Annotated in this window: 25 protein-coding genes, 1 tRNA gene and 1 pseudogene; 18 read left to right on the forward strand and 9 right to left on the reverse strand. The window is 63.1% G+C overall.

Annotated elements, in window-relative coordinates; translation table 11 throughout:
- Positions 1-105: 105 nt before the first annotated feature.
- Genes FJ951_RS06150 through FJ951_RS06160 form a run of 3 tightly spaced genes read left to right on the forward strand, consistent with a single transcriptional unit; the run spans position 106 to position 3,613 of the window.
- Positions 106-1,617, forward strand: coding sequence for an ABC transporter ATP-binding protein (locus FJ951_RS06150; protein WP_140513978.1), 1,512 nt, complete (start codon positions 106-108; stop codon positions 1,615-1,617).
- Entirely contained in the window at positions 1,617-2,672 is a 1,056-nt protein-coding gene (locus tag FJ951_RS06155; protein WP_140513979.1) for an ABC transporter permease, read from the forward strand. The genes FJ951_RS06150 and FJ951_RS06155 overlap by 1 nt, the downstream gene beginning before the upstream one ends.
- Complete coding sequence (locus tag FJ951_RS06160) at positions 2,669-3,613, forward strand: ABC transporter permease (protein ID WP_140513980.1); 945 nt, start codon at positions 2,669-2,671, stop codon at positions 3,611-3,613. Before FJ951_RS06155 ends, FJ951_RS06160 begins: the two co-directional genes overlap by 4 nt.
- 76 nt (positions 3,614-3,689) lie before the next feature.
- Here the strand turns inward: FJ951_RS06160 and FJ951_RS06165 are convergent, their stop codons facing one another.
- Positions 3,690-4,457 (reverse strand): SDR family oxidoreductase, encoded by a 768-nt coding sequence (locus tag FJ951_RS06165; RefSeq protein ID WP_140492551.1) that lies wholly within the window; start codon positions 4,455-4,457, stop codon positions 3,690-3,692.
- A 292-nt stretch (positions 4,458-4,749) separates the two neighbouring features.
- Here FJ951_RS06165 and FJ951_RS06170 point away from each other — a divergent pair, with 292 nt between their 5' ends.
- Together FJ951_RS06170 and FJ951_RS06175 are read left to right on the forward strand one after the other, a co-directional pair.
- On the forward strand, positions 4,750-4,905 hold the full coding sequence (locus FJ951_RS06170) for a hypothetical protein (protein WP_140492547.1): 156 nt from the start codon (positions 4,750-4,752) through the stop codon (positions 4,903-4,905).
- A gap of 137 nt (positions 4,906-5,042) precedes the next feature.
- Positions 5,043-5,990 carry an LLM class flavin-dependent oxidoreductase gene (locus FJ951_RS06175; RefSeq protein WP_140513981.1) on the forward strand — a complete coding sequence of 316 codons (948 nt, stop codon included), beginning with the start codon at positions 5,043-5,045 and terminating at the stop codon, positions 5,988-5,990.
- A 99-nt stretch (positions 5,991-6,089) separates the two neighbouring features.
- Here FJ951_RS06175 and FJ951_RS06180 read toward each other — a convergent pair whose 3' ends face one another.
- On the reverse strand, positions 6,090-6,764 hold the full coding sequence (locus tag FJ951_RS06180) for an isochorismatase family cysteine hydrolase (RefSeq protein WP_140513982.1): 675 nt from the start codon (positions 6,762-6,764) through the stop codon (positions 6,090-6,092).
- Positions 6,765-6,982: 218 nt separating this feature from the next.
- Between FJ951_RS06180 and FJ951_RS06185 the strand changes: the two genes are divergently transcribed.
- The 4 genes from FJ951_RS06185 to FJ951_RS06200 are packed head-to-tail and all read left to right on the forward strand — an operon-like array spanning position 6,983 to position 10,171.
- The gene (locus FJ951_RS06185; RefSeq protein WP_224704352.1) at positions 6,983-7,774 is read left to right on the forward strand and encodes an ATP-binding cassette domain-containing protein; all 792 of its coding nucleotides are present in this window, start codon (positions 6,983-6,985) and stop codon (positions 7,772-7,774) included.
- Positions 7,775-7,829: 55 nt separating this feature from the next.
- Positions 7,830-8,750, forward strand: coding sequence for a tonB-system energizer ExbB (exbB, locus tag FJ951_RS06190; protein WP_140513984.1), 921 nt, complete (start codon positions 7,830-7,832; stop codon positions 8,748-8,750).
- A 12-nt stretch (positions 8,751-8,762) separates the two neighbouring features.
- Complete coding sequence (gene exbD, locus FJ951_RS06195; protein ID WP_140492534.1) at positions 8,763-9,230, forward strand: TonB system transport protein ExbD; 468 nt, start codon at positions 8,763-8,765, stop codon at positions 9,228-9,230.
- Positions 9,227-10,171, forward strand: a complete 945-nt coding sequence (locus tag FJ951_RS06200; protein ID WP_140513985.1) for an energy transducer TonB — start codon at positions 9,227-9,229, stop codon at positions 10,169-10,171. Before exbD ends, FJ951_RS06200 begins: the two co-directional genes overlap by 4 nt.
- 74 nt (positions 10,172-10,245) lie before the next feature.
- Here FJ951_RS06200 and FJ951_RS06205 read toward each other — a convergent pair whose 3' ends face one another.
- The 4 genes from FJ951_RS06205 to FJ951_RS06225 form a co-directional block, all read right to left on the reverse strand.
- Entirely contained in the window at positions 10,246-10,569 is a 324-nt protein-coding gene (locus tag FJ951_RS06205; RefSeq protein WP_140513986.1) for a hypothetical protein, read from the reverse strand.
- Positions 10,570-10,821: 252 nt separating this feature from the next.
- Positions 10,822-11,073 (reverse strand): hypothetical protein, encoded by a 252-nt coding sequence (locus tag FJ951_RS06210; protein ID WP_140513987.1) that lies wholly within the window; start codon positions 11,071-11,073, stop codon positions 10,822-10,824.
- Between the two features lie 61 nt (positions 11,074-11,134).
- Entirely contained in the window at positions 11,135-12,199 is a 1,065-nt protein-coding gene (locus tag FJ951_RS06215; protein WP_246671687.1) for a SagB/ThcOx family dehydrogenase, read from the reverse strand.
- A 438-nt stretch (positions 12,200-12,637) separates the two neighbouring features.
- On the reverse strand, positions 12,638-13,384 hold the full coding sequence (locus FJ951_RS06225) for a helix-turn-helix transcriptional regulator (RefSeq protein ID WP_140492521.1): 747 nt from the start codon (positions 13,382-13,384) through the stop codon (positions 12,638-12,640).
- Between the two features lie 440 nt (positions 13,385-13,824).
- Between FJ951_RS06225 and FJ951_RS06230 the strand changes: the two genes are divergently transcribed.
- The 6 genes and pseudogenes from FJ951_RS06230 to FJ951_RS29075 all read left to right on the forward strand — a co-directional run.
- Entirely contained in the window at positions 13,825-15,195 is a 1,371-nt protein-coding gene (locus FJ951_RS06230) for a tyrosine-type recombinase/integrase (protein ID WP_140513988.1), read from the forward strand.
- A 16-nt stretch (positions 15,196-15,211) separates the two neighbouring features.
- The gene (locus tag FJ951_RS06235) at positions 15,212-15,745 is read left to right on the forward strand and encodes an AbiV family abortive infection protein (protein ID WP_140513989.1); all 534 of its coding nucleotides are present in this window, start codon (positions 15,212-15,214) and stop codon (positions 15,743-15,745) included.
- A 323-nt stretch (positions 15,746-16,068) separates the two neighbouring features.
- Complete coding sequence (locus FJ951_RS06240; RefSeq protein WP_140513990.1) at positions 16,069-16,737, forward strand: recombinase family protein; 669 nt, start codon at positions 16,069-16,071, stop codon at positions 16,735-16,737.
- Between the two features lie 280 nt (positions 16,738-17,017).
- Complete coding sequence (locus tag FJ951_RS06245) at positions 17,018-17,809, forward strand: ParB/RepB/Spo0J family partition protein (protein ID WP_140513991.1); 792 nt, start codon at positions 17,018-17,020, stop codon at positions 17,807-17,809.
- 96 nt (positions 17,810-17,905) lie between these two features.
- Positions 17,906-18,688: a hypothetical protein gene (locus FJ951_RS06250; RefSeq protein WP_140513992.1), complete on the forward strand. Its 783-nt coding sequence runs from the start codon at positions 17,906-17,908 to the stop codon at positions 18,686-18,688.
- 485 nt (positions 18,689-19,173) lie between these two features.
- A pseudogene (locus FJ951_RS29075) lies at positions 19,174-19,353 on the forward strand (Bro-N domain-containing protein); the annotation flags it as partial.
- 542 nt (positions 19,354-19,895) lie between these two features.
- Here FJ951_RS29075 and FJ951_RS06260 read toward each other — a convergent pair.
- The gene (locus tag FJ951_RS06260) at positions 19,896-20,342 is read right to left on the reverse strand and encodes a hypothetical protein (RefSeq protein WP_181172204.1); all 447 of its coding nucleotides are present in this window, start codon (positions 20,340-20,342) and stop codon (positions 19,896-19,898) included.
- A gap of 146 nt (positions 20,343-20,488) precedes the next feature.
- Here FJ951_RS06260 and FJ951_RS06265 point away from each other — a divergent pair, with 146 nt between their 5' ends.
- Positions 20,489-20,965 carry a hypothetical protein gene (locus FJ951_RS06265; RefSeq protein WP_140513995.1) on the forward strand — a complete coding sequence of 159 codons (477 nt, stop codon included), beginning with the start codon at positions 20,489-20,491 and terminating at the stop codon, positions 20,963-20,965.
- A gap of 421 nt (positions 20,966-21,386) precedes the next feature.
- Here the strand turns inward: FJ951_RS06265 and FJ951_RS06270 are convergent.
- Positions 21,387-21,462 (reverse strand) — tRNA-Ala (locus tag FJ951_RS06270).
- A 136-nt stretch (positions 21,463-21,598) separates the two neighbouring features.
- Here FJ951_RS06270 and FJ951_RS06275 point away from each other — a divergent pair.
- Together FJ951_RS06275 and FJ951_RS06280 are read left to right on the forward strand one after the other, a co-directional pair.
- Positions 21,599-21,889, forward strand: coding sequence for a YggT family protein (locus FJ951_RS06275; RefSeq protein ID WP_140492518.1), 291 nt, complete (start codon positions 21,599-21,601; stop codon positions 21,887-21,889).
- A gap of 13 nt (positions 21,890-21,902) precedes the next feature.
- On the forward strand, positions 21,903-22,220 hold the full coding sequence (locus tag FJ951_RS06280) for a DUF167 domain-containing protein (RefSeq protein ID WP_140513996.1): 318 nt from the start codon (positions 21,903-21,905) through the stop codon (positions 22,218-22,220).
- 3 nt (positions 22,221-22,223) lie between these two features.
- On the opposite strand, the gene FJ951_RS06285 is transcribed toward FJ951_RS06280, so the two are convergent.
- Positions 22,224-23,105 carry a MurR/RpiR family transcriptional regulator gene (locus FJ951_RS06285; RefSeq protein WP_140513997.1) on the reverse strand — a complete coding sequence of 294 codons (882 nt, stop codon included), beginning with the start codon at positions 23,103-23,105 and terminating at the stop codon, positions 22,224-22,226.
- Positions 23,106-23,129 lie beyond the last annotated feature (24 nt).

The raw sequence follows: 23,129 nt of genomic DNA on the forward strand, positions 1-23,129 counted from the left end.
TCGGCGCCGCACCCCCCGTCTTACGATCTTCGCTTCGCTGCGATCGCAAACCGACCCTCCCCACAAGGGGGAGGGTGAAGTAGAGCCATCTCCGCAGGAGCGCCCTTGCCCGCCCCGCTCATCGAAATGCACGGCATCACCAAGAGTTTCGGCGCCGTCAAGGCGAACGAAGCCGTCGACCTCAGCGTGGCGCCCGGCGAGATCCTCGGCTTGCTGGGCGAGAACGGTGCCGGCAAGACGACGCTGATGAACGTGCTGTTCGGCGCCTATGCGCCCGACGCCGGCGAGATCCTCATCCAGGGCCGGAAGGTGCGGATCACCAGTTCGGCCGATGCACTGGCCGCGGGCATCGGCATGGTGCACCAGCATTTTCACCTGGCGCCACGGCTTACGGTGCTGGAAAACCTGCTTATCGGCATACCAGGCAAGTCCGGGCGGATCGACCGGTCCGGCGGACTGGCGCGGTTGGCCGAAATCAGCCGCCAGCACGGGCTGACACTCGATCCCAGCCTGCCGGTCTCGGCGCTGTCTGTCGGAGAGCAGCAACGTCTCGAGATCGTCAAGGCGCTGTTTCGCGGCGCAAAACTGCTGATTCTCGACGAGCCGACCGCGGTGCTGGCGCCGAGCGAAGTCGACGGTCTGTTTTCGGCCTTGCGGTCGATGGCGGCGCAGGGTCTGGGCATCATCTTCATCTCGCACAAGCTCAACGAGGTGCGCGCGCTCACCCATCGCTGCACGGTGCTGCGGCATGGCCGCGTCGCCGGCCGCGTCGACGATCCGGCCAACACCACGTCGGCGGAAATGGCGCGACTGATGTGCGGCCACGAGATCGTGCCGCCGGCCAAGGGGCCGTCGACACCGGGGGCAGCGGTGCTCACTCTCGACGGCATTTCCACCTCGAGCCATTCGGGCACGGCGCTGCGCGATGTGTCGCTTTCCGTGCGCGCCGGCGAGATCCTCGGCATTGCCGGTGTCTCCGGCAATGGCCAGCGGGCACTGGCGGAGGTGATCTCGGGTGTGCGAGCCCCGGATGCCGGTCTGATGACGATTGCGGGGCAGAAAGTGTCTCGCTTCTCGCCGCGCGAGGTGCAGGCGCTGGGCCTTGGCCGCATCCCGGAAGATCGCATGACGACGGGACTGGTCACCAACTTGCCGCTCGCCGATTCCATGGTGCTGCCGCGCATTGGCACCGCCGCTTTCAGCAGCAAGGGCCTGCTCAAGCCGGATGCGATCCGCGCCTTCGCCGAGGCGCAGATCAAGGCCTATGATATCAGATGCCCCGGGCCGATGACGCGCGCCGGCGCCCTGTCCGGCGGCAATCTGCAGAAGGCGCTTTTGGCGCGCGAGCTCGCCTTCGATCCGAAGGTGCTTGTCGTTTCGCAGCCGACGCGCGGCCTCGACATCGGAGCCGCGCGCTTCATCCATGAAAAATTCCTCGACATGCGCGCCAAGGGCTGCGGCATCATCGTCATCGGCGAGGATCTGGAAGAGTTGCTCGTGCTCTGCGACCGCATCGCGGTGATGTATGAGGGCCGCATCGCCGGCACGCTTCCCAGCGCCGATGCGACGATCGCACGGCTGGGGCTGCTGATGACCGGAGCGGAGGGCCATAGCTGATGTTTCGCCTCGAAGTCCGCAGCTCGACGCCCGCCTGGTTCAACCTGGCTCTGCCGTTGCTGGCGATCGGTGCCGCGCTGGTGCTGTGCAGCGGCCTGATCGCGCTGGCCGGCGCCGGCGTGCTCGAATCCTACGGCGTTATGTTCACGGCGTCGCTCGGCGACAGCTATGCGATCACCGAAACGCTGGTGCGCGCCGCGCCCATGATCTTCACCGGGCTGGCGGTGGCTGTCGCCTTCCGCGCCAAATTCTGGAACATCGGCGCCGAAGGGCAACTGCTTGCCGGCGCGGTGGCGAGCTGCTTCGTCGGCGCGATCCCGATGCCGGGACCGCTCGCCATGCTTTTGATGGCAGTGGCAGGCGCCGCGGCCGGTGCAGCCGTCGCGCTCGTGCCGGCAACGCTGCGGGTGAAATTCAAGGTCGACGACGTCGTCAGTTCGCTGCTGCTCAATTCGGTCATCTATTACGCGCTGATGGCGCTGATCGAAGGGCCATGGAAGGATAGTTTCAGTGGCTATCCGATCTCGCCTCCGATTGAGGATTCGGCCAATTTTCCGGTGCTGATCGAGGGCACGCGGCTGCATCTCGGCGTCATCGTGGCGCTTATCGCGGCACCGCTGATCTGGTTCCTGATCGTGCGCACCACGCTCGGCTTCCGGATCCGGGTCACCGGCGAAAATCCGGAAGCGGCCAGATATGGCGGCATCAATGTCCAGCGGGTGCTGCTCTCGACGGCGTTGCTGTCCGGTGCGCTAGCCGGGCTCGCCGGCGTCGGCGAGGTTGGCGGCGTGCATTTTCAGGTGATGAGCGACATCTCGCCGGGCTACGGTTATTCCGGCATCGTCGTTGCAATGCTGGCGCGGCTCAACCCGCTCGGCGTGGTGCCGGCGGCAATCTTCCTGGCTGCCGTGATGACCGGCGCCGAGGCGATGTCGCGCGCGACCGGCGTGCCGGCCTTCCTCAGCGATGTCATCCAGGGCACGGCACTGCTTGCCATGCTGGTGGCGCTGCTGTTCACCGCCTATCGCATCCGCCGCGTCGGAGCCGCCCAATGAGCGCGGTGTTCGAACAGATCTTCCAGGTCGGCTTCTTGGCCGCCATCATCCGCATCGCCACGCCCTTGGCTTTCGCCACGCTTGGCGAAATGTTCTCCGAGCGCGCCGGCGTGCTCAATCTCGGCATCGAAGGCATCATGCTGTTGTCGGCAATGGCCGGCTTCACCGCCGCCAGCCTCAGCGGCAACCTGTGGCTGGGCGTCCTGGCGGCGGTGCTGACCGGCATGCTGATGGGGGCGCTGCATGCGCTGTTCACGGTGGCGCTGGGCTTAAGCCAGCATGTCTGCGGCATCGGCGTGACGCTGCTTGCGTCGGGTCTGGCCTATTTCCTCTACCGGCTGATCTTCGGCCAGCAATCGGTGCCGCCGAGCATCAAGGGTTTTCAGACGCTGCCGATCCCGGTCCTCTCCGAGATTCCCGTGCTTGGGCCGGCGGTGTTCAACCAGTTCGCGCTGGTCTACACGGCGATCCTGGCCATCCCTATCGCCGCCTTCGTGCTCTACCGCACGCCATGGGGGCTGTCGGTGCGCATGGTCGGCGAAAACCCGCGCGCCGCCGACTCCGCCGGCGTCAGCGTCATTGTCACCCGCTTCCAGGCGGTCATTCTCGGCGGGGCGCTGATGGGGCTGGCCGGCGCCTTCCTGTCGATGGCGCAGTTCAACGCCTTCACCTTCGGCGTCGTCTCCGGGCGCGGCTGGGTGGCGATCGCCCTGGTCGTGTTCGGCCGCTGGGACCCGTGGCGCTCGGCGGGGGCCGCATTGCTGTTCGCCTTTGTCGATGCCTTGCAGTTGCGCATGCAGGCGAGCGGCCTCGGGCATATCCCCTACGAGGCGTTCCTGATGCTGCCCTTCATCTTCACCATCGTCGCCATGGCGGTGATGTCGCGCAATGCGGTGGCGCCGTCGGCGCTGCTGAAACCGTTTCGCCGGGAAGAACGATAGACGAGTAGGGCTCGGTGTCTTTTCCTCTCCCCCCGGAGGGGGTAGAGGAAGGGCGCCAAGCTGTCCTTGGGACGTCTCACATCGCCGTGAAGCCGTTATCCACGAACAGATGGGCCCCGTTGACGAAGCTCGATTCGTCGCTGGCGAGGTACAGCGCCGCCTTTGCCACCTCTTCCGGTTCGCCGATCCGCCCTTGCTGCGCAGCCAGCGCCGCGTCGGAGACATCGACGCCGAGCTTGCCCAGATCGGCGACCTCGCGCAGCCCATGCGGTGTGCGGATGAAGCCGGGGCAGACGGCGTTGCAGCGGATGTTGCGGTCGCGGAATTCCACGGCGATGGCGCGCGCGAACATGTGACAGGCGCCCTTGGTGGTGTCATAGAGCACTTCGTTCGGCGTCGCCGCCACCGCCGAGATCGACGAGGTGCAGACGATCGAGCCGCCGCCGGCCGCGATCATGCCGGGCAGCACGGCGCGGGTCATCAGGAACATCGAGCGCACGTTGACGGCATGCAGCCAGTCCCATTCCTGCACGCTGGTCTCCAGGAACGGCTTTATCACGATGGTGCCGGCATGATTGAACAGGACGGTAACCGCGCCGAACTTCTCGGCCGCGCCCTTCACGGCCGCCTCGACCTGCGCCTCGTCGGAAACGTCGGCGACAAAATGCTCCGCGATTTGGCCGCGCGCCCGGATCGCCGCGGCGGTGGCTGCCGCCGCTTCGCCATTGCGGTCGATGATCGCCACCTTTGCGCCTTCCGCCGCGAACAGTTCCGAGGCCGCCCCGCCCATTCCCGTCGCGCCGCCCGAAACGATGGCGACCTTGCCGGCCAGTCTTGCTCCCATTTCCTTGCTCCTCCCAAATGTCCTTTGGACGATCTCGCATTGTCGCTCTGCCGCGATGCTATCCTGCCCGCGCGGGGCGGCCAATGCACGAATGGATCGGCAAGTGAAGTGCCGTCGAGCGCCGGAAGTGAAACCGATGCTGCCATGTCCGTCGATCACGTCGATGCCGCTCTGCAGCAACTCAGCGCCAGTTCTCACGGCGCTGTTAGAAAAAAATTCTGCGCATGGCCGAAAAATAGCAATCGACAAAGTCTACAACTTTTATAGATTAACCGGCGAGACGGAGGTCGACATGTCCTATATGCAGAACACCGAGACCCGCAGCAGCGGCCAGAGGCTGGCCAATGCCCAGAGCTTCCGCCCGGCCTATGCCGGTGCTTTCGCCTATGTCGTCTTTGCCCTTGCGTTCGTGTTCACCGGGGCTGTTGTTCTGGGCCTCATTCCCTGAGCCGTGGTCCGGCCAGGCTGACGACCCACCGCCTTCAGGCAATCGGAGTTGAATGAACCGGATCGCGGTGCGCCTTCGCGTGCGCCATTGATTCGTATTTGACCGCATCCGTGATTCCAGAGATGGAGGAGATGGCAATGCCGATCGAATTCACGCATGTGCCCGGCAAGACCTATCCTGCCGATAGCGCAGTTTCCTTTTTCTACGACTTTGCCGAGACGGCGACCAGGCTGGCGCTGATCGAGGATGGCGGTTTCCGCAACATCATCGTCGACGATCCGGCCGGCCTGCTGACCAATATGGATCTTGCCGCCCAGGTGCTGGACCGCAGCTCGTCGCTGGAAGTGGTCCTCACCCATTGGGCCGGCGTGGTCGAACCGACCGTGGCGGCGCGGCAGCTTGCCTCGATCGACGCCCGCAGCGGCGGCCGCCTCGCGCTCAGGATGATCAGCGAGCCGTTAAACGACGACGATGCCGAAGCGCGTCCGGTCGGACACGGTGTCCTCTGGCAGCGCATCGACGAATATCTGGTTCTGTTGAAGCGGCTATGGTCGAACGAGCAGCCTTTCGACCATGAAGGCGCGTTCTACAGCATCAAGGGCGGCTATGTTCCGCGCAAGGGGCCTCATGGTGCCGACCTCGTCATCCGCATGGGCGGGCAGTCCGGCACGGCACTGAAAGTGGCCGGCCGGCATGCCGACGTCTTCGAACTGGCGCCCGGTTCGATCGACGATGTCAGGCAGTTGATGGAGCGTGTGCGCAGCGCCGCCGCCGAACATGGCCGGGCCGCCAGACTGCGCTTCGCCCTTCCGGTCCGCATCCACCGGGGAGTTTCCTCGGCAGGGCACAAGGCGGTCGATGTCTCAGGCCCGCCGGCCCAGGCCGCCCTGTCGCTGCTTGCTTACGCGGCTCTCGGCATCGATGAATTCATGATCGTCGGTGTCGACACGCCGCGCGAGATCGCGACAGTCGGCCGCGAGACGATCGCGCTGCTGCGCAATTCGCTGGCGCGGCGTGAAAGCGGCGAGTTCCAGCATGGGGCTTTCGCGCAGCGCACGGGACTGGAAACACGGGCAACGGGCTGAACTGCGGAGAAATTTCCTTTCCAACCGCTCTGGCCTGCCGGAGGGTGCTATCCCTGGCGTGTCTATAACGTGCGAGGCTGCTCTGCGGTACCTAATCCTTTAACGCGCCTTGTTACCCAGCCGTGACAGGCCTTCAATGACTGCACCAGAATCCGCCAGCACGCCGAAGACGCCGTCTTCGACCGTCACCATGTGAAGGGCCGCCTCATGCGCCCGTCTGTCGCCGCTGGCGCAGGCGTCGGAGATCGTCAAGCACTGGAAGTTGCGATCGCAGGCTTCGCGCAGCGTCGTGTGCACGCAGACATCCGTCGTGCATCCGCAAAACAGAAGATGCGTGATGCCTCGCGCGCGCAGCACGAGCTCGAAATCCGTATAGGTGAAGGCGCCGTTGCAGGTCTTGTCGACGATGATGTCCTGCGGCGCGACGTCGATCTCCGGAGCGATCTGAAAACCCGGACCCGAACGAAGCAGGATCTCGGTGCCGTCGAGGCCGGCCCGCCTGCGGCGCCATTTCTCGTAAGGCGTCATGTCGGCCATGTCGGCCCGGTAGCCCTGCCTTGTATGGACGATGCTGACGCCCGCCTCGCGGGCAGCGGCGATCAGCCGGCTCACCGCGGGCAGGATCGCTCTCAACGGCGAGGGATCATATCCCTTCCTGGCGAAGTAACCCGTCGTCGACAGGAAATCCTGCTGCAGGTCGATCACGACCAGCGCGGTGTTCTCGGCCACCAGCCTGCCGTCATAGGGAAAGTCGAAGGGTGTCGCCTTGATCATGCGCGGTTTCCTGTTTCAGCGAAGACCTTAGAGCGGTTCATCGCTTCACGGAAACGCTTCCTTGCCTGAAATTCGAAGCGGCATCAGGCGTCACGATGTTTGTTGATGCAAAAACCCAACTTCATTGTTGACTAGTAAAGTCATGTTTCATAGTCAACCGGGCACGGTTGCCGAAAACCGGATTGATGACATGCCCGCAGCCGTACTGGAGACGGACCTTGACCGGAACTGACACCCAGACTGCTTTCCACATCGACGCGGTGCGCTTTGCCGTGGGCGAGCGGACGCTGCTCGGTCCGGTTTCGCTCGAATTGCAGTGCGCGCGCGTCTACGGGCTGATCGGCCACAACGGGTCCGGCAAGTCGACGCTGGTCAAGCTTTTGGCGCGCCAGCAGCCGGCAAGCTCTGGCGCCATCACCTTCGCCAGGCGGCCTTTGGCCCAGTGGGGTGCGCGCGAACTGGCGCGGGCGCTTGCCTATCTGCCGCAGACGACGCCGGCGGCGACCAGCTTGACCGTGCGCGAGCTGGCGGCGCTCGGACGTTATCCGTGGCATGGCGCGCTCGGCCGCTTCGGCCAGGACGACAGACGGCATGTCGAGGAAGCGCTGGCCCTGACCGACATGGCCGGCTTTGCCGACCGGCTGGTCGACGAGCTGTCGGGCGGCGAGCGCCAGCGCGCCTGGCTCGCCATGCTGGTGGCGCAGAATGCCGGCGTCATGCTGCTCGATGAGCCTATCTCGGCACTCGACATCTCCCATCAGGTCGAGGTGCTGGGGTTGGTCAGGGATCTCAGCCGCAAGCGCGATCTTTGCGTCGTCGTGGTGCTGCACGATCCCAACATGGCGGCGCGCTATTGCGACGAGCTGATTGCCCTGAAGGACGGCAGGCTGCTGACGCGCGGCACGCCCGGCGAAATCATGCAAGGCGATGTGCTCAAGGGCATTTTCGGAGTGGAGATGGGCGTGTTCGCGCACCCCGTCACAGGCCAGCCCGTCGGCTACGTCCAGTGACGCTTCAGCGCCACGGCGGGGAAGACTGGCGGCTGTGAGAACGAGGAAGAAGACGATGTCGAGAACCGGTTTTGTCGCAGCGCTGTTTGCATCCGCCATGCTGGCGGCCGCCAGCGCGCCGGCGCAGGAGCAGCCGGCAAGCGGCACGCCCGCCACCATTACGGCGCCAGCACCATCGCCGGCCGCGCCCGCCGCTCCCGTGGGAGCCCTAGCGCCTGCACAGCCGCAAGCCGGGGCCGGTACCGCGGCCGAGCCCTCGCCGGCGCTGAGCTTGCCGCACGATTTGTCGCCATGGGGCATGTTCATGGCTGCCGACATCATCGTCAAGGCGGTGATGATCGGGCTGGCCTTCGCCTCGCTCGTCACCTGGACGATATGGCTGGCCAAGTCGCTGGAAGTGCTTGCCGGCAAGCTTGGCGCTCGTCGCGCCGCGCGGGCCATCGGCAATGCCGCGACGCTGAAGCAGGCGAGCCGCGCGCTCGACCGCAACGGCGGCACCGGCGCCCTGCTGGTGCGGGCGGCGGAGGAAGAAGCGGCACTTTCGGCCGGCGCGCTCGACCATGCCGGCGGCGACGGGCTGAAGGAACGGGTCGCCTCGCGCCTGACACGCATCGAGGCGGCGGCGGCGCGACGCATGTCGCGCGGCACCGGCCTGCTGGCGACGATCGGCTCGACCGCGCCTTTCGTCGGTCTGTTCGGCACGGTATGGGGCATCATGAACGCCTTCATCGGCATTTCGCAGGCGCAGACCACCAATCTGGCGGTGGTGGCGCCGGGCATTGCCGAAGCCCTTCTCGCCACCGCAATGGGGCTCGTCGCCGCGATACCGGCCGTCGTCATCTACAACGTCTTTGCGCGCTCGATAGCCGGCTACCGGCAGATCCTCGCCGACGCCTCGGCTGGCGTCGAGCGGCTGGTCAGCCGCGACCTCGATTTCCGCACGGTGGCGCCGGCAACGGCGCTGGCGGCGCAGTAGCGGGGCAAGACCATGGGCAGCCGCATCCGTCAGACCATGGACGACGATCTCGAGGAAAGCCACGAGATCAATGTCACGCCCTTCATCGACGTCATCCTGGTGCTGCTGATCATCTTCATGGTCGCAGCGCCCTTGGCGACGGTGGATGTCAATGTCGACCTGCCGGGCTCGACCGCGACGCCGGCGCCGCGGCCGGAGACGCCGCTGTTCCTGACGTTGAAGGATGACCTCTCGCTAGCGATCGGCAACGACACCGTGCCGCGCCAGGTTTTCGCCGCCACGCTTGACGGCAGGACCAAAGGCGACAAGCAGGCGCGCATCTTCCTTCGCGCCGACAAGGCGGTTGCCTATGGCGACCTTATGGAGGCGATGAACCTGCTGCGCGGCGCCGGCTACCTGAAGATCGCCCTGGTCGGCCTGGAGGCTGCGCCCGCCGGCGGTGCTCCCGCAGCGGATCCAGGCGGAGCCGCTGGTCCATGACCGGGCAAGCGGCCGCCTCGCCCACGGTGGAGCTGTCGCGCCTCGGCTGGCGCGACCTCGGCCTGTGGGCGGTTGCGGCCGCGCTGGTGCTTGGGGCGCATGTTGCGGTCGCCTATGCGGTACAGAGCTTCACTCCGGTCGACCCGGCGGATGGCGGGCCGCCGCCGGCGCTGGCCATCGAGATGGCGCCGATGGTCGCGACGCCGGCCGTGCCCGAACAAGCCGCGATGTTGGACGCCGCTGTGCCCGACCAGGCCGAGCCGGTCGAGGACACCGAAAAGGCCGCCGAAGCCGAGCCCGAGAAAATGGCCGAGCAAGCGGAGCCCGTTGCCGAGCCGGATGCAACGCCGCCTGACACGACCGAACCGACTGAAACGACGCGGGCTGAGCCGGCCGACCAACCCCCGCTTGAAGAGATCGTCCCTGACATGGTCGAGACGGTCGCGCCTGACGTCGTCGTGCCGCTGCCGCAGCCGAAGCCGGTCGAGACGCCCAGGGAAAAGAAACCCGTCCAGGCCAAGGTGAAAAAGCCGGTCGAGAAGCCCAAGCCGAAAAAGGATAAGGCGCCGCCGAAGACGATAACCGCCGCGAGCGCGGAAGCAAAGCCCACCCCCAGGACAGCGGCGCCGAAATCGGCGTCCGGGGCGTCCGGCGTCAGCCCGGCCAAGTGGGAATCGCGGCTGCTGTCATGGGTCAAGCGGCATACGCGCTATCCGAGCGCCGCGAAATCGCGACGCTCGCAAGGCAATGCGAACGTCACCTTCACGGTGGACGCCTCAGGCCGGGTGACGTCGGCGCGCGTCGTCCGCTCCTCGGGCGATCCCGACCTCGACCGCGCCGCGCTCGCCGTGCTGCAGGGCGCCACCGTGCCGCCGCCGCCGCCGGAGCTGGGTTCGCGCGTCAGCCGCACGGCGCCATTCGTATTCAGCCTTCGGAATTGACGCATGCCGCCCAAGACTGAACCCGGTTCGGGAGAAACGACGTCCACGGATCAAAGCAAGGTCGAACGGTCGGCCTACCGATAGCTCATCGACAGACACAGGGCCTCGACCTGCTCGAGGTAGAAGCGGCATCTCATGCGCAGGATCCTGAGGTTCGGATCGCCGGCGCCGTTGATCTCGATGGTCTGCATCATGAAGTCGAAATGGGCATGGAAGGCATCCACCGCGCCCCAGGGACTGTCGGCGTGCCAGGTGTCGGCTATCGCCGTGGAAACCAGTTGGCGCGCTTGAAGGCGCGCCGCATCCGGCGATGCCGGCCGGCTGGCGATCAGGGCATGGAGGCGGCTGAAGACACTTTCACCGGCATCGGCGCTTTTGATGGCTGCGATCATGTTCATTTGTGGGTTCCCCTCAGGTCGTCGTGCATAAAGGCCGGTTCGGCGGGCTGCGGGCGATCATTGCAGCGATCGCGGCGACATCGGCCGGCCGGCCTTGGATGATGTTGCCTCTGCGCCCGCGTGTTCCAACCAAACCAATAGGCCATCTCGATGCGGTCAAGCCGACGGCGGCCTTCCTCAAGGACGGCAGCAGGCCTTGCCGCGCACGTCCCGGGGCACGCCATTGCGCACCGAGATGATGGCCGGATCTGGCTATGCTCTCCTCGGCTGGACGCGATTGTCTTTCGCCTGCGTCCTGGGGTGCATCGAATTGCCGCTGAGCTGCGGATGCCTCGCCGGCCGGGCGCCGCGAAGGACGTCGAAAGCCTCGGCATAAGCCATGCCCAGCAGATAGGACATCATGGGGAAACGGCTTGCTTCGGCCATCTGCACCAGCTCATTGGCCATCGACGCGATATATTGGAGACTGTCGATCTCGGACTGGCGTAGGGATTGGTTGGCCACTTGCTGCTCCTGTGATGTGGTGGAATTCAGGGGCCCCCCTCACCGGGCACTCTGAACATAATCAATCGGCTAATTGATCGACCCCGCTGCCGGGCGCGGATCGGTTTCCGGGATAGACAGTGTCAAGGCGTATGGGCGCGTCGGTGAGCCGGCCGAGGCCGAGCAGGCGCTTGATCGCCGAGTGGCTGAGCGCCGCGGTCGGGCAGGCCGACAGGCCGTGCCTGGTCGCTGCAAGCATCATATTCTGGCCGATATGGCCAGCTTCGATCAGCACGACACGATAGGCGTTGGCGTCCTCATACTTCCACATGGTGCGGTCGAGCCTTGCGCAGAGCAGGACCAGGCAGGGCATGGGGTCGGCCCATTCCTGTCCGCCGACCAGCTCGGAGACTTTCGGCAGGTGGTTCGCCGAAATCCTTTCAAGATCGTGTCCGACAGCCGAGTAGTGATAGACGCCGCGCTCCAGCCCTTCCACCGCCGGCGCGACCACATAGGCTTCGTAGGGGTTTCTCGCGCCGCCGGAAGGGGTCATGCCCAGCGGCAGGACGCCAACGCAGTTGCTGGTCTCGCCGGTGATGCCCATGCCCGCGAACAGACAGTCGGAAAGCTGTTTCGCGGTGATGGTGGGCGCCGCCGCCGTTCGGTTCGTGCGACGCTGCGCCATCAGGGCAATGAGTTCATTGTCGTCCAGCGCGTCCGGCAGCCGGATGGCCGCCGCGGAATTCCTGAGCACGAGGTCGGGCTGCACGGTGTGACCGGCGCGTTCGATCTGCCGTGCCTCCGCCTGTTCGATGGTCATGAACTCGCTGTCCTGGACGCAGAAATGCATCAGCGCGGTCGGAATGCCCCAGTTCCATTGTCCCGAGAATTGGCTCTCCTGTTCGGCCAGTTGCGACCCGGCGGTCACCAGTGCGGAAAAATCGAGCAATTGGGGGATGACGGCATCCAGCTCTGATCGCGACCATCCGTGGTCCCGCGCGATCTCCGCGGCGGATGCCCATTTGTCCCAGGATGCGAGAAGACCGATCACCTCGGAACTGCATTCGAAGACGCTTCTGGTCAGGAAATTGCACGCCGTGACCTTGTTGGCGCCGGGGTAGAAGACAAGCGTTTTTGCGGAGCGCATTTTCATGATGCCGAAAGCCGAATGCAGAAATGTTATTGCGAAGGCGAGGCGCCGACGAACAACCGTCGCCGGCGCCTCGGGCAGCTCAGCGCTTGTTGTAGTGCATGCCCTGCGAAAAGAAGACGGTCTGGGTGCCTGCGGCAATCGTCAGCTTCGGAGCAGTGTTCACTTTCTTCGCCATTTTCATCCCTTCCTGACCCCCAAATGGGATCTGTTGAAAAGATCCCCAAAAACGGGATCCACGGGCGGAAGGTAAGATCGAAAGAGTTAATGGTTTGTTAAAATGGTAGTAAAACTGCATTAATCTAAATTATCTTTCTTAGCCGTAAAGTACAAAAAATCGATTTTACTCACATACGGAGTAGATGACTGCCGGCATACGCTATTTCCGGATAGAGTTATTCTTATTTAGCGTAAAAAGGGAAGATTCTGACGCGATCAGTCCAGCCCGTCCCGAGCGAGGCTGACCACGAGGTGGTCGAGGCTCGGGTCGTCGAGCTTGACGACGTGCGCCATGCGGATCGCCTGCCGCGGGCCGATGGATACGTCCTGCCGCATGATGACCGACACGAAGGCCGGCCCGGCTTCCGTTAGAAGCATGGCCTTGCCAATCAGTACCGGTTCCGAGATGGGAGCCCACTGCACCGAGATCAGCGATGGTTCACCGGTCTGGCGGCGATTGACGCCGCTGAAGTAGATCCAGTTCAGGCGCGAGATCGCCACGCCGTAATGATTGCCGCGCGCCCGCGCCCATGTCGTTCCCCGGCGCTCCGACCATCCGGTAACCCTTCGGAACGTCACCAGCTCCGCGTCGCGCCGCACGAAGGTCACCGACCGCATCAACAGGTCGGGGCGGGCCGGGATCGAAAAATAGGTGAAGTAGGTGCCGCCCGCGATCGACGGGGCGGGCGGCCGGATCATTTGGTTGAACAGGCTTTCGGAAATCGGTGGCAGGCCGCGAACCGCAGGCTTCGGCGCGCCCGGTTCCCGGTACAATTCGGCTTCGTCGATGCGGAAATAGTCGCAGATCAGCTTGGCTGTCGCTTTGTTCGGAACAGTCTGTCCCTGAAGGTAGCGTTCGAACTGCGTGCGATTGATGCCCAGTTCCCGGCATACCGCGCTTACCGAGGCATGCTCCTTACAGAGCCGTCTGAGATTTGCAGCGAGATACTCGCGAATTGACACGTTTTGCTTCCGCGGGCGGGTTCTTCATATCGACTTCCAAATCCGTATAGCGCCGTCAGCCGCCCCCACCGAAACGCCTTGCTACAACACACAGAAAAAACTGATTTGGTAATGTCACTCTAATGGGGTGGATTCCAAAAAAAATAGCGCGATTCCATAGCGATCACCGCCATAAGTCCAATTGACAGGCGTTTGCCCCGGAAGGCTCTCGCAATCCTTCATGATGGACGGAAAAGGGCGCCAGTGTCGTGACATTTCGCACCGTAGCCACCGACGTGGGTTCGGCTGTTGCAACGCAGCGACGGCGGAAAACGACTATCCCGCTGGTGGAGCTGAGGGGGAGCGACGGCAACTCCCCTTCTAGCCCTTGAAACCCAAGGATTGTGGTGCTATTGACCCTCTAAACGTGGGGAAAAAGCGTAGGGAAAACTTGGGGTAGAATGATGCCGAAACAACGTAGCCGCTCAATGCGGCACCTCGAATTGAAGCGCCGTGTCTGGTGGATGGACATAGGCATTCCAGCCGACGTTCGCCACGCCTTTGATGGTCAGAAGCGGCGACGGACAAACCTCCAGACGGGCGACCTTCGGACTGCGATGGAGCGCCGGGACCAGACCGAGCGAGAATTTCTCGCACTGTTCAAGGACATCCGGCGCGGCGTTGTGAAGGCGGCTGCGGAAGAGGTTGCAGAGCTGCGCGGCGCGCTGTGGCGGGGGGCGATTTCTAACCCCGGAGAGCATGATCGGGACTTCATCGTTGGTCTTGCCCAGGACGAAGCCGAGCGGCTGCGGGCCAGGCAGTCGACCACCCAAGCGGCCAAGGCCTTCGAGCGGGGGCTGTCAGGGCAACACCCGGTTGACCACTTCCTTGAGCAATTCCTGACCGAGGCAAAGCTGGATGAGAAGACGGCTGGCGAGAAGCGCGGACTGATCAGGCAGTTTGCCGCATGGGCCAAGAGCGAGGAGCTTGGAATGCCCGACATCGACCGACTGAACGCGGGGCGATACGTGCAGGAGAAGATAGCGCCGAGGGACCCCCTAACCGGCAAGAAGCACCTGACGGCGGTCAAGCAGTATTGGGACTACTTGAAGCGGCGCGGGCATGTGCATTTCGACGTGTCCCCATGGTACGACCAGCTTGAACCCCAGCGGGGCAGAAAGGGAACAAAGGAAGTCAAGGAACGACCGTTCACTACCGAGGAGGTCAAGGCGCTCCTGTATGGCACCACCACGGCCACGACGAAGTTCGATGAGTTGACGCGCGAGGTGGTGACCTTCGGATTGCTGTCGGGGATGCGCGAGGATGAGATCGTTTCCCTTCGGGTGGTCGACATCGTTGAGGGACCGGACGGCATGGGACAGGTCTTTGATGTCGCGGCGAGCAAGACCAATGCGGGGGTCCGCATGGTGCCCGTTCATCCTGACCTGAAAGCCAACGTTGCCGAGCGGATGAAGAACAAGAAGCCAACCGCGCTCCTGTTCGATGAGTTTGACGGCGTGAACCGACCAGCCGACACCTTCGGGAAGCGCTTCAACCGCTACCGCAAGGCACGCGGCGTTGATGACAAGAGGGACGGCAAACGGAGGAGCTTGGTCAACTTCCATTCGACAAGGCGCTGGTTTGTCGCTGAGGCGGAACGGGCGGGGCAACCCGAGGCGACCGTCGCGGTTGTCGTTGGTCATGCCGAGAAGCGCGCCAAGGGCTTCACCTTCTCGACGTACAATCAGGCGGGACCGAGCGGGGCGCAGAGGCGGGCTGTTGTCGAGAGCGTGGTGTTGCCCCCAACAAATCTGACAGCAGCGCCCGCTTAGGGCAGAGGAGAGAACGATGTCTGATCCCGCTGCCGTGGCGAATAAGGCGTTAAGTCTCGCTCAGGATGCAAGGCTCCTCTTTGACAACGGTCGATATGAGACCGCCCTTTCTCTGGCCATCCTGTCAATTGAGGAGGCGGGCAAGTTCGTCCTGTTGGTGGCTGACAAGCCCCAGGAGGACCTGAGTCGCAAAGTACGGAACCACCCGAAGAAGCAACAACAGGCCGCTCTGTCACTCCTTGTCAGGCAGATGGTTACCGGCCTGAAGGTCATCAAGCAGATCACCACATTCGAGCAGTGGCTAGACCCTGCCAATGAACCAACCGACGATGACCTTCAGAGGGTGTGGCGTGTTCTTTCCCTCACGGGTGTATTTGACTTCCACAAGGCAGCCCACGCTGGAGACCTCGACCGACTGAAGCAAGCCGGGTTCTACATCGACCTGGGCCAGCAGCGGCCCAGTTCAGAGGCTTTCAGGGAACACGCGAGCAAATGGCTCCCCCAAGCCGAGGTGCTTGCGAACGATGTTGTTCTGCTGTCGCGAAACTGACCGTACCCTCGGTATATTTGGGAAAAAATCGTCCGGGACCATTTATTAATAGGCCGCGCGAGGCTTACCCCCGGTGGGGGGTCTTTCCCGGCGTGTGGGCCGACCTTTTGCTTTTTTCCAGAATGACTTTCAGATTTTGACTTTTCAAACGTTCCGGCACGGGACGGCCTGTCCGGCTGGACGGGTGGCATGCGGTGTGAGGGGGGGGGTCAATAGGGACGCCACTAGGACTATGAAGGGCTTGACGCTGTACCTAATTCTCAAGTACAAGGTACATGAATAAGGCTCAACGCCTTGCAGATCACGGGATAGGACCTCAGAGAATGATCACGGCAGTTGCTTACCTTCGGACCTCATCACGGACCAATGTCGACGGTGACAGCGCCCCAAGGCAACGGCAGGCCGTCGAGGAGTACGCCAAGCGTCACGGTATCGCGGTGGTGCGGGAGTTCCACGATGCGGCAGTGAGCGGGGCCGACCCAATCGACACGCGGCCCGGCTTTCAAGAGCTTCTGGAGTACATGGCAGGCAATGGCGCGCGGGTCATCCTGATCGAGAACGCCAGCCGGTTCGCACGTGACCTTGCGGTGCAGATAGCGGGCCACAAGCTCTTACAGGGTCTCGGCTACGAGTTGATCCCGGTTGATGCGCCCGACAGCTTCACAGACGACACACCGACCGCTGCCATGGTGCGGCAGATACTCGGGGCCGTCGCTGAGTTTGAAAAGGCGCAGCTTGTGGCGAAGCTCCGGGGTGCCCGTGATCGGGCTTCCAAGGCTGCCGGAAGGCGTGTGGAGGGAAACCACGGTTATCGAGTGTCCAGCCCCGAGGTGATTCGGGAAGCGAAGCGTTTGGCCCGCAAGAGCCCGAAGACTGGCAAGGCGCGGAGCTTGCGTGAGATCGCGGCAGGGCTTGCTGAGTTGGGACACTTGACCGCTAAGGGGCTGCCGTTCTCAGCTTCTCAGGTGCAGCGCCTGATAGACGCGGCTTGACTACGAAGGTGATACCCCACCCACTAGCACCTACGCGACGCTCTTCTCCTAGATCGATCACCCTGTTGATGACCCGACAGGCACCCTCGTTGCTCCTTCCGGGGGGCGCTTGAAGGTGTCGCCGGGGTGGTCGTTCTCGGTGAGGTGCGGGTCGAGGAATTGTTTAGGCGTATGCCTGCTTATCGATGCCTTTGGGGGTGGACGACCGCCTGAGTGTTTCGAGGTGGACAACACCACTAAATCGAGAAGGAAAGCAAAACGACGATATGAAGGAAGTGAAATGAGCGCGGGAGACGCACTCCAGGAATTGATGCAAGGGTTCACGGGGCCAGTCACGGGTCCACCGGAGTTGCACCTTGAGGACATCGAGACGTTGCCTCAGTTGTTCCAACCGAGGGGCGGCATTGAAGAGCGGCATGTTTCGGAGCTGGTCAAACGGATCAAGGCGGTTGGAGCTCTTGACCCGGTAACCGTCATGGTGATCGGGAGCAGGACAATCCTGATCGACGGACACCACCGGGTTGAGGCCTATGGGGCCGCAGGGTGGTTGCAGGCGGTGCCGGTTAGGTACTTCGAAGGGACGCCTGAGGAGGCCGTCTTGGTGGCTGGAGAGGCCAATTCCAAGGCCAAGCTGCCCATGGACAACGAAGACCGGCAGAACTTCGCATGGCGGCTTGTGGGGATCGACCGGCATAGCATCGCGAAGATAGCCAGGGCGTCGGGCATCTCGGAAGCTCAGGTGACGATCATGCGGCGCGCTAAGCGGACCTTAGGGGAACGTGCGGGCGACTTCCAGTCATGGTTCAGGGCTCGCCTAGCGGCCAACGGGATCGAGCAAGACCGGAACAATCACGATGACGAACGGGACAAATGGATGGACGAAGTAGCCGAGAGATATGCTGACGGAATGGCCAAGAAGTTCTCGACGCGGCTGGCCCACAACCCAGAGATCGCCGCGATGGCGCTGGCCAAGTACTTCGGCCGGAAGCTGCCCGAGGTCTATGGGTTCCTGAGGGACCACCTTAGCGAGGACCAGAGACGGGCCGTTGAGGTCGGGAACGAGGACTTCTAAGGCCCCACCTCCCTAACCACTAGGCTCCCTAATTTAGGGAGGCAGACGGGCGCTCCGGCATCGGGCCGCTCGTTCCACATCAACACGAAGGAGACGATGAGCCCAGATGAGAAAGCGCTGGTCACGCTAAGGTCACCCAGATGGGACCCGAACGACCACATAGACCGATACGTCACCCATGAGGCCGTCACGGCGTTCATGGCGGAATACCTCGACCAGCACCCGAACGGGACACCATTGTACCAGAAGGCCAGCCCGGTTGACCCGTGGCAGGGGCCAAGGAATGCAGCGGGCGACCAGACCTGCCTCCCGTCACTATGGGCAATCCTCGACACCGTGGCCGATGCCCGTTGCCTCTCGCCCACACAGGTCGTGCATCTGGTCATGACCTCGACCGAGAGCGAGGGCTACACCCCTGACGATTGGGGCCAGATGGTTGAGGGGAAGATTGCTGCGGCCAAGGTTCGCCAAGACGCGGACAGGCGAAGCAAGCGGCACAAGCTGGACCACGACGACAGGGCCGAGCGAGGAGGCCGGGAACGGCTGACGCTCGACCACATACCGGGCCAGCGGGTTATCCCCGACGAGGCCCTTCCACACCGCGCCAAGATGCGCCGAACGAAATCACTGAAGGATGCGAAGGCGAGACGAGACCGGAGTCGCAGGACTGCCGAGGGTGTCGTGATCCAGATGAAGAAGGAGGAATGGCGGGCGATGAGCCCCGAGCAAGTAAAGCAGTACCACACAACGCTTGACCGGCTGGTCGCTATGGGCACCCTCGACCCGTCCATGGTCGACGACGAGCGAGACCCCGAAGGGTCACCGATTGCATACCTCTACCGCATGGGGCGGATGACCTCGAAGGGGGACCGGGCGTGACCCCGGATTGGATCAAGCGGCGGGACTGGGTCGCAACCTATCCCACGCGGGAGGCCGCCCTTGCCTTGGTGGAGTGGATCGAGGCTGACGACTGGGAGCGGGTGTCAGAACTCGACAAGCGGCTAGTCAGTGTTGGGATCACGTGGACCCAGAGTTTCCATGCGGCTGCCGAGCGGTGTTGGGAGGTCTATGGTTACCCCCATCTAGAGGCCGTGGCAGTCGCGCGGAGGGTTGTTGAGGTGACGACGCGGCCCATGCCCCCAGCGCCACAGGAAGGGGTCGCCGGAGGCAGCCACGGTCTGTCCCGTCCATCCACTCCAGCCGACCTTAGCGCGCGTCCTGAAGGCCCGCAGCCGATGACCTACGGGTTGACACCTCGCCGGTGATGATCATCTACCGCATTGAGCGGGAGAGTGTCTCCTATGCGCTCTCAGGGCAGCGACGAGAAGCGGGTTCTTGCTCGGGGCGATGTCTCAAGTTCAGAACTGGAGACACAACTGTTTGGCTTCAAACAGCCATTCGTCCTCGCCTCTTCAGAGGTGTTTCAATCACCTCAGCATGGAGCCCCTAAGACGCGGCTTGTTTCCGAGAGCGGCCTCTACAAGCTGATCATGCGGTCTCGTCTCCCGCAGGCCAAGCCGTTCCAAGACTGGGTCACACCTTTGACAGGCGCAAGGCCGCGCGACTCAGGGCCGAACCAGCCGCCGCACTTCACCACCACCACGACACAGCAACCCTTTCCCCGTACCCAAACTACGGGGAAGCAACACATTCACTTTGAAGGAACGAACGAAATGACCCAGTACGACGACAACCCGAACAAGTACCAGATCGACCAGACCGCTCTTGGGCAGGCCATGATGCGGGCCCAGGCTGCACAGGCCGAAGCTGACAGGGCCAAGCAAGACGCACTTGCAGCCGAGGCGAAAGAGCGCGCCCAGCAGGAAGAGATTGACCGTGCTGTTGAGCTTTCTGTCAGGAACAATGCCCAACTTCAGGCCGAGCGCATGGGCATCAACACCAATCGCGTGATCACATCGCAGAGCGCCGGGGTGATCCCGCCGATGGCAGAGGTCGAGAAGACCACGGTCAGGGTTCTCGGCGGTATCGAGGTCTCCTACCAGCAAGCCAAGGACATGGCCGAGGTCGGGCAGATCACGCAAGCCGAGTTCAACATGGCCGTGGTCGACGGGCTCGCTGCCCGTGGCTACGCCGCGCCGAAGTCTTTCAGGTAACCCCGGGGGCCGAGAGTGATGGGGCGGCTGATGCCGCTCCATTGCCCACCGGGGAAGACGAGAAGACCGAGACCGAGGAGGACGAACTGACAGCCGAGCAGAAGGAGGAGAAGCAACATGCCGAGTTTGTGCGCATGGCCGACCAGAGCCTTGATCGCTTCAGGGACACCCATAGCGAGGCCCAGCAGCAATTCATCGTGGACGCCTATGTCAAGACTGGAGAAATCCTTACCGGCGAGGCCTACGGCATCGAGCCGGTTGAAGCGGCTGTGGTTGAGACTGCATTCAGCCAGCACCTCGACCGCAACGTTTTGCGGCAGCATGGGCTGACGCTGGAGACGTACCTTGAGCATGTCGACGAGGCTGACTACCCGGCGCTGCGCAGGGCTGCCGCCAAGGGTGAGTGGCACGTCTTCCATGGACATGCCCGAGCCATAGCAGCCGCTCGAAAGGACGGCTCGGCCTACAGAGGTTAGACCACTGACGACCTTCCCCGCCCCCAATGCATCGCCCCAAGAGGTGTGTCGGGGGCGGGCCTTTCGTGACAAAATGGAGCAAGCAACCATTGGGTTACTATGATGGCCCACCTCAGATCATCAAAGACGAGGATGAACCTCAGGTTCTCCTGTATCGCATCGAAGACAAAGACGGCATCGGCCCGTGGATGGGTGGTCTAATCCACGTCTACAGAGCGGTTCTACATAGAGAGATGATGGAGAACCCAAACCTGTATCCGCAGACGTATTCACCGGATGCCAAGATTAACACCGACAAGGTCATAGATATAGGCAACTACGTTCCTGCGAGCTATATCTTTGGGTGTAGGACGCTCGATGACTTACGCATCCAGTGCCCATCACCAGCAGAGTGCAGGGCCATGAGCGAGGCGGGTGGCGTCCTGGCCGTTTACAAAGTCAGCGCCTATCAAACGGTAGGGCACGTTATCGAGGTTGCGTTTAATCGTGATCGGGCAGTGCTTCTTGAGACGCGACCATTGACTGACCTTCATGCCACCGCAGGGACGATCCCGCTGGTGGGATAGTTGCACTAACGCATTGATTTATTTCTGCAATCCCCCATTGACGCTTAGCCGGAAATCACACTATCGACGTGGCGAGGCGGAGGGGAATTGATCACCTTGATCCGCCTTGGGGACCGGGGCTGCTTCCTGTGACGGCGCTCGGTCCCCCGTCTCACAGGACACAGGGCCAAGGAAGAGTAATGCACATAAAGACGAAGCGCCTCGAACTGGAACTGACCCGCTATAGCCTGTTCGTCAGGGCCACCCTAAGGCGCGGCCAATGGGAGACCTTCAGGGACTGGTCTGGGCAACGATTGTCGGCAACGTCGTGGAAGCCACGGGCTTAACCGGCGAACGTGGGGAACCCGCGTGGGGAAACGCCTCTTGGCAATTTCCTCCTAAGGTGTTGATTTATTAACAGATTTATAGGTATATGATCCGCTGGTGGAGCTGAGGGGGATCGAACCCCTGACCTCGTCATTGCGAACGACGCGCTCTCCCAGCTGAGCTACAGCCCCGTCCAGCGGATGGCGCATTTATCGGGCACGGCAGTTTTCTGTCAAGGCGACGTTTTGCCGAAATCCTGGCGGCCGAAGCCTGCCCTTGCCGGTTTCGCGCGCAATGGCTACATGTCGGCAACAATTGGAGACCGGCATGCTCGCCCTCATTCAAACAATCGTCATGGCGCTCGACCTCTATTGGTGGGTCATCATCATCTCGGCGATCTTTTCCTGGCTCTATGCCTTCAACGTCGTCAACTCGCGCAACCAGTTTGTCGGCAGCATCGGCAATATGCTCTACCGGCTGACCGAACCGGCGCTCAGGCCGATCCGACGTTTCATGCCGGACCTTGGCGGTATCGACATCTCGCCGATCATCCTGCTGCTGATCCTGTTCTTCCTCAGGCAGTTCCTGCTCACCACCGTGGCACCGCTGGTGCTGTGAACCCGATGCTCGCATGAGTGCCCCGTTCCGCATCCGCGAGAACGGCATCGAATTGTTCGTCCGGCTGACACCGAAGTCTTCCATGGACAGGTTCGAAGGCATCGAGACATCGGCTGATGGGCGAAGCCATTTGAAGGCACGGGTCCGCGCCGTGCCCGAAAACGGCGCCGCCAATCAAGCGCTGGAGAAGCTGGCCGCCAAGACGCTTGGAGTGCCGGCCTCAGCCGTTTCGGTTGTCGCCGGCGGCACGGCACGGCTCAAGACGCTGCGCGTGACGGGTGAACCCCAGGTGCTGATGCAGCGCATCGAGGCGCTCAGTGCTTCGGCCTGAAGTTCAATCGCCCAGCGGCAAACGCGGATCGTCGACCTTCAGCGTGTTCACGCTCTGCTTGATGCGGCGCAAATTCTCCAGCACCTTCGGGCCGCGCGTCTCGGCCACCGACGTGACGATCATGTCGACGATCGCCAGCAGCGCATAGCGCGACGATGTCGGCTTGTAGATGTTGCCGTCCTCGAGCGGCTGCAAATGGATGACGGTGTCGGCGGCCCTGGCCAATGCCGAGTCCGGCGCGGTGACGGCGACCGTTGTGGCGCCATATTGCTGCGCGACCTGCACCGCCTCGATGACCGACCGTGCATAGCCGGAAACCGAGAAGGCGACCAGCGTGGTGTCGGGAGTTGCCACGGCGGCGTACATGCGCTGCAATTGCCCGTCGATCTGCGCCAGCACCGGCAGGCCCAGCCTGAACAGCCGGTTCTGCATTTCGATCGCCATCATCGAGGAAATGCCGCCGGAGCCGACGCACAGCACGTTGCCTGACGTGGCAATGCGCGCGGCGACATCGACCAGAGTCGTCATGTCTAGGTTTTCGCTGGCGCGCTGGATGGCCGATATCGCCGCCTCGGTGATGGCCGATGCGATGCGCTGCTCGCGGGCGTCGCGGCTCAGCGGCTCGGGCGACAGATACTGGCCGCCAATGGCGATCGCCTGCGCCAGGTAGAACTTGAAGTCGCGCAGGCCTTCGCAGCCGAGATTGCGGCAGAAGCGGGTCACCGTCGGCTCGCTGACGCCGACGCGCGCGGCGATCTCCGAGATCGCCGCCTTGGAGGCGAAATCGAGATCGGACAGGACCAGACCCGCCAGCCGGCGATCCGACTTGGTGCCGTCCTGCGACATCAGCTGCAACCGGGTGATGATGTCGGCCGGTGTCTTCATGCCGGTGTCTTCACGCTTGTGCTT

Source organism: Mesorhizobium sp. B2-2-3, assembly GCF_006442405.1.
Taxonomy (GTDB): domain Bacteria; phylum Pseudomonadota; class Alphaproteobacteria; order Rhizobiales; family Rhizobiaceae; genus Mesorhizobium.

Excerpts from the sequence above, each read along its gene's own strand:
- FJ951_RS06275 (WP_140492518.1), top strand. The coding sequence starts at position 21,599 with ATGCTCGCCCTCATTCAAACAATCGTCATGGCGCTCGACCTCTATTGG.
- FJ951_RS06180 (WP_140513982.1), bottom strand. The coding sequence starts at position 6,764 with ATGATCAAGGCGACACCCTTCGACTTTCCCTATGACGGCAGGCTGGTG.
- FJ951_RS06215 (WP_246671687.1), bottom strand. The coding sequence starts at position 12,199 with ATGCGCTCCGCAAAAACGCTTGTCTTCTACCCCGGCGCCAACAAGGTC.
- FJ951_RS06155 (WP_140513979.1), top strand. The coding sequence starts at position 1,617 with ATGTTTCGCCTCGAAGTCCGCAGCTCGACGCCCGCCTGGTTCAACCTG.
- FJ951_RS06165 (WP_140492551.1), bottom strand. The coding sequence starts at position 4,457 with ATGGGAGCAAGACTGGCCGGCAAGGTCGCCATCGTTTCGGGCGGCGCG.
- FJ951_RS06230 (WP_140513988.1), top strand. The coding sequence starts at position 13,825 with ATGATGCCGAAACAACGTAGCCGCTCAATGCGGCACCTCGAATTGAAG.
- FJ951_RS06175 (WP_140513981.1), top strand. The coding sequence starts at position 5,043 with ATGCCGATCGAATTCACGCATGTGCCCGGCAAGACCTATCCTGCCGAT.
- FJ951_RS06240 (WP_140513990.1), top strand. The coding sequence starts at position 16,069 with ATGATCACGGCAGTTGCTTACCTTCGGACCTCATCACGGACCAATGTC.
- exbB (WP_140513984.1), top strand. The coding sequence starts at position 7,830 with ATGTCGAGAACCGGTTTTGTCGCAGCGCTGTTTGCATCCGCCATGCTG.
- FJ951_RS06205 (WP_140513986.1), bottom strand. The coding sequence starts at position 10,569 with ATGAACATGATCGCAGCCATCAAAAGCGCCGATGCCGGTGAAAGTGTC.
- FJ951_RS06245 (WP_140513991.1), top strand. The coding sequence starts at position 17,018 with ATGAGCGCGGGAGACGCACTCCAGGAATTGATGCAAGGGTTCACGGGG.
- FJ951_RS06170 (WP_140492547.1), top strand. The coding sequence starts at position 4,750 with ATGTCCTATATGCAGAACACCGAGACCCGCAGCAGCGGCCAGAGGCTG.
- FJ951_RS06250 (WP_140513992.1), top strand. The coding sequence starts at position 17,906 with ATGAGCCCAGATGAGAAAGCGCTGGTCACGCTAAGGTCACCCAGATGG.
- FJ951_RS06200 (WP_140513985.1), top strand. The coding sequence starts at position 9,227 with ATGACCGGGCAAGCGGCCGCCTCGCCCACGGTGGAGCTGTCGCGCCTC.
- FJ951_RS06160 (WP_140513980.1), top strand. The coding sequence starts at position 2,669 with ATGAGCGCGGTGTTCGAACAGATCTTCCAGGTCGGCTTCTTGGCCGCC.
- exbD (WP_140492534.1), top strand. The coding sequence starts at position 8,763 with ATGGGCAGCCGCATCCGTCAGACCATGGACGACGATCTCGAGGAAAGC.
- FJ951_RS06235 (WP_140513989.1), top strand. The coding sequence starts at position 15,212 with ATGTCTGATCCCGCTGCCGTGGCGAATAAGGCGTTAAGTCTCGCTCAG.
- FJ951_RS06285 (WP_140513997.1), bottom strand. The coding sequence starts at position 23,105 with ATGAAGACACCGGCCGACATCATCACCCGGTTGCAGCTGATGTCGCAG.
- FJ951_RS06260 (WP_181172204.1), bottom strand. The coding sequence starts at position 20,342 with ATGGAAGACGTGCCACTCACCCTTGGCGGCAGCCCTGCGCAGCGCCGG.
- FJ951_RS06280 (WP_140513996.1), top strand. The coding sequence starts at position 21,903 with ATGAGTGCCCCGTTCCGCATCCGCGAGAACGGCATCGAATTGTTCGTC.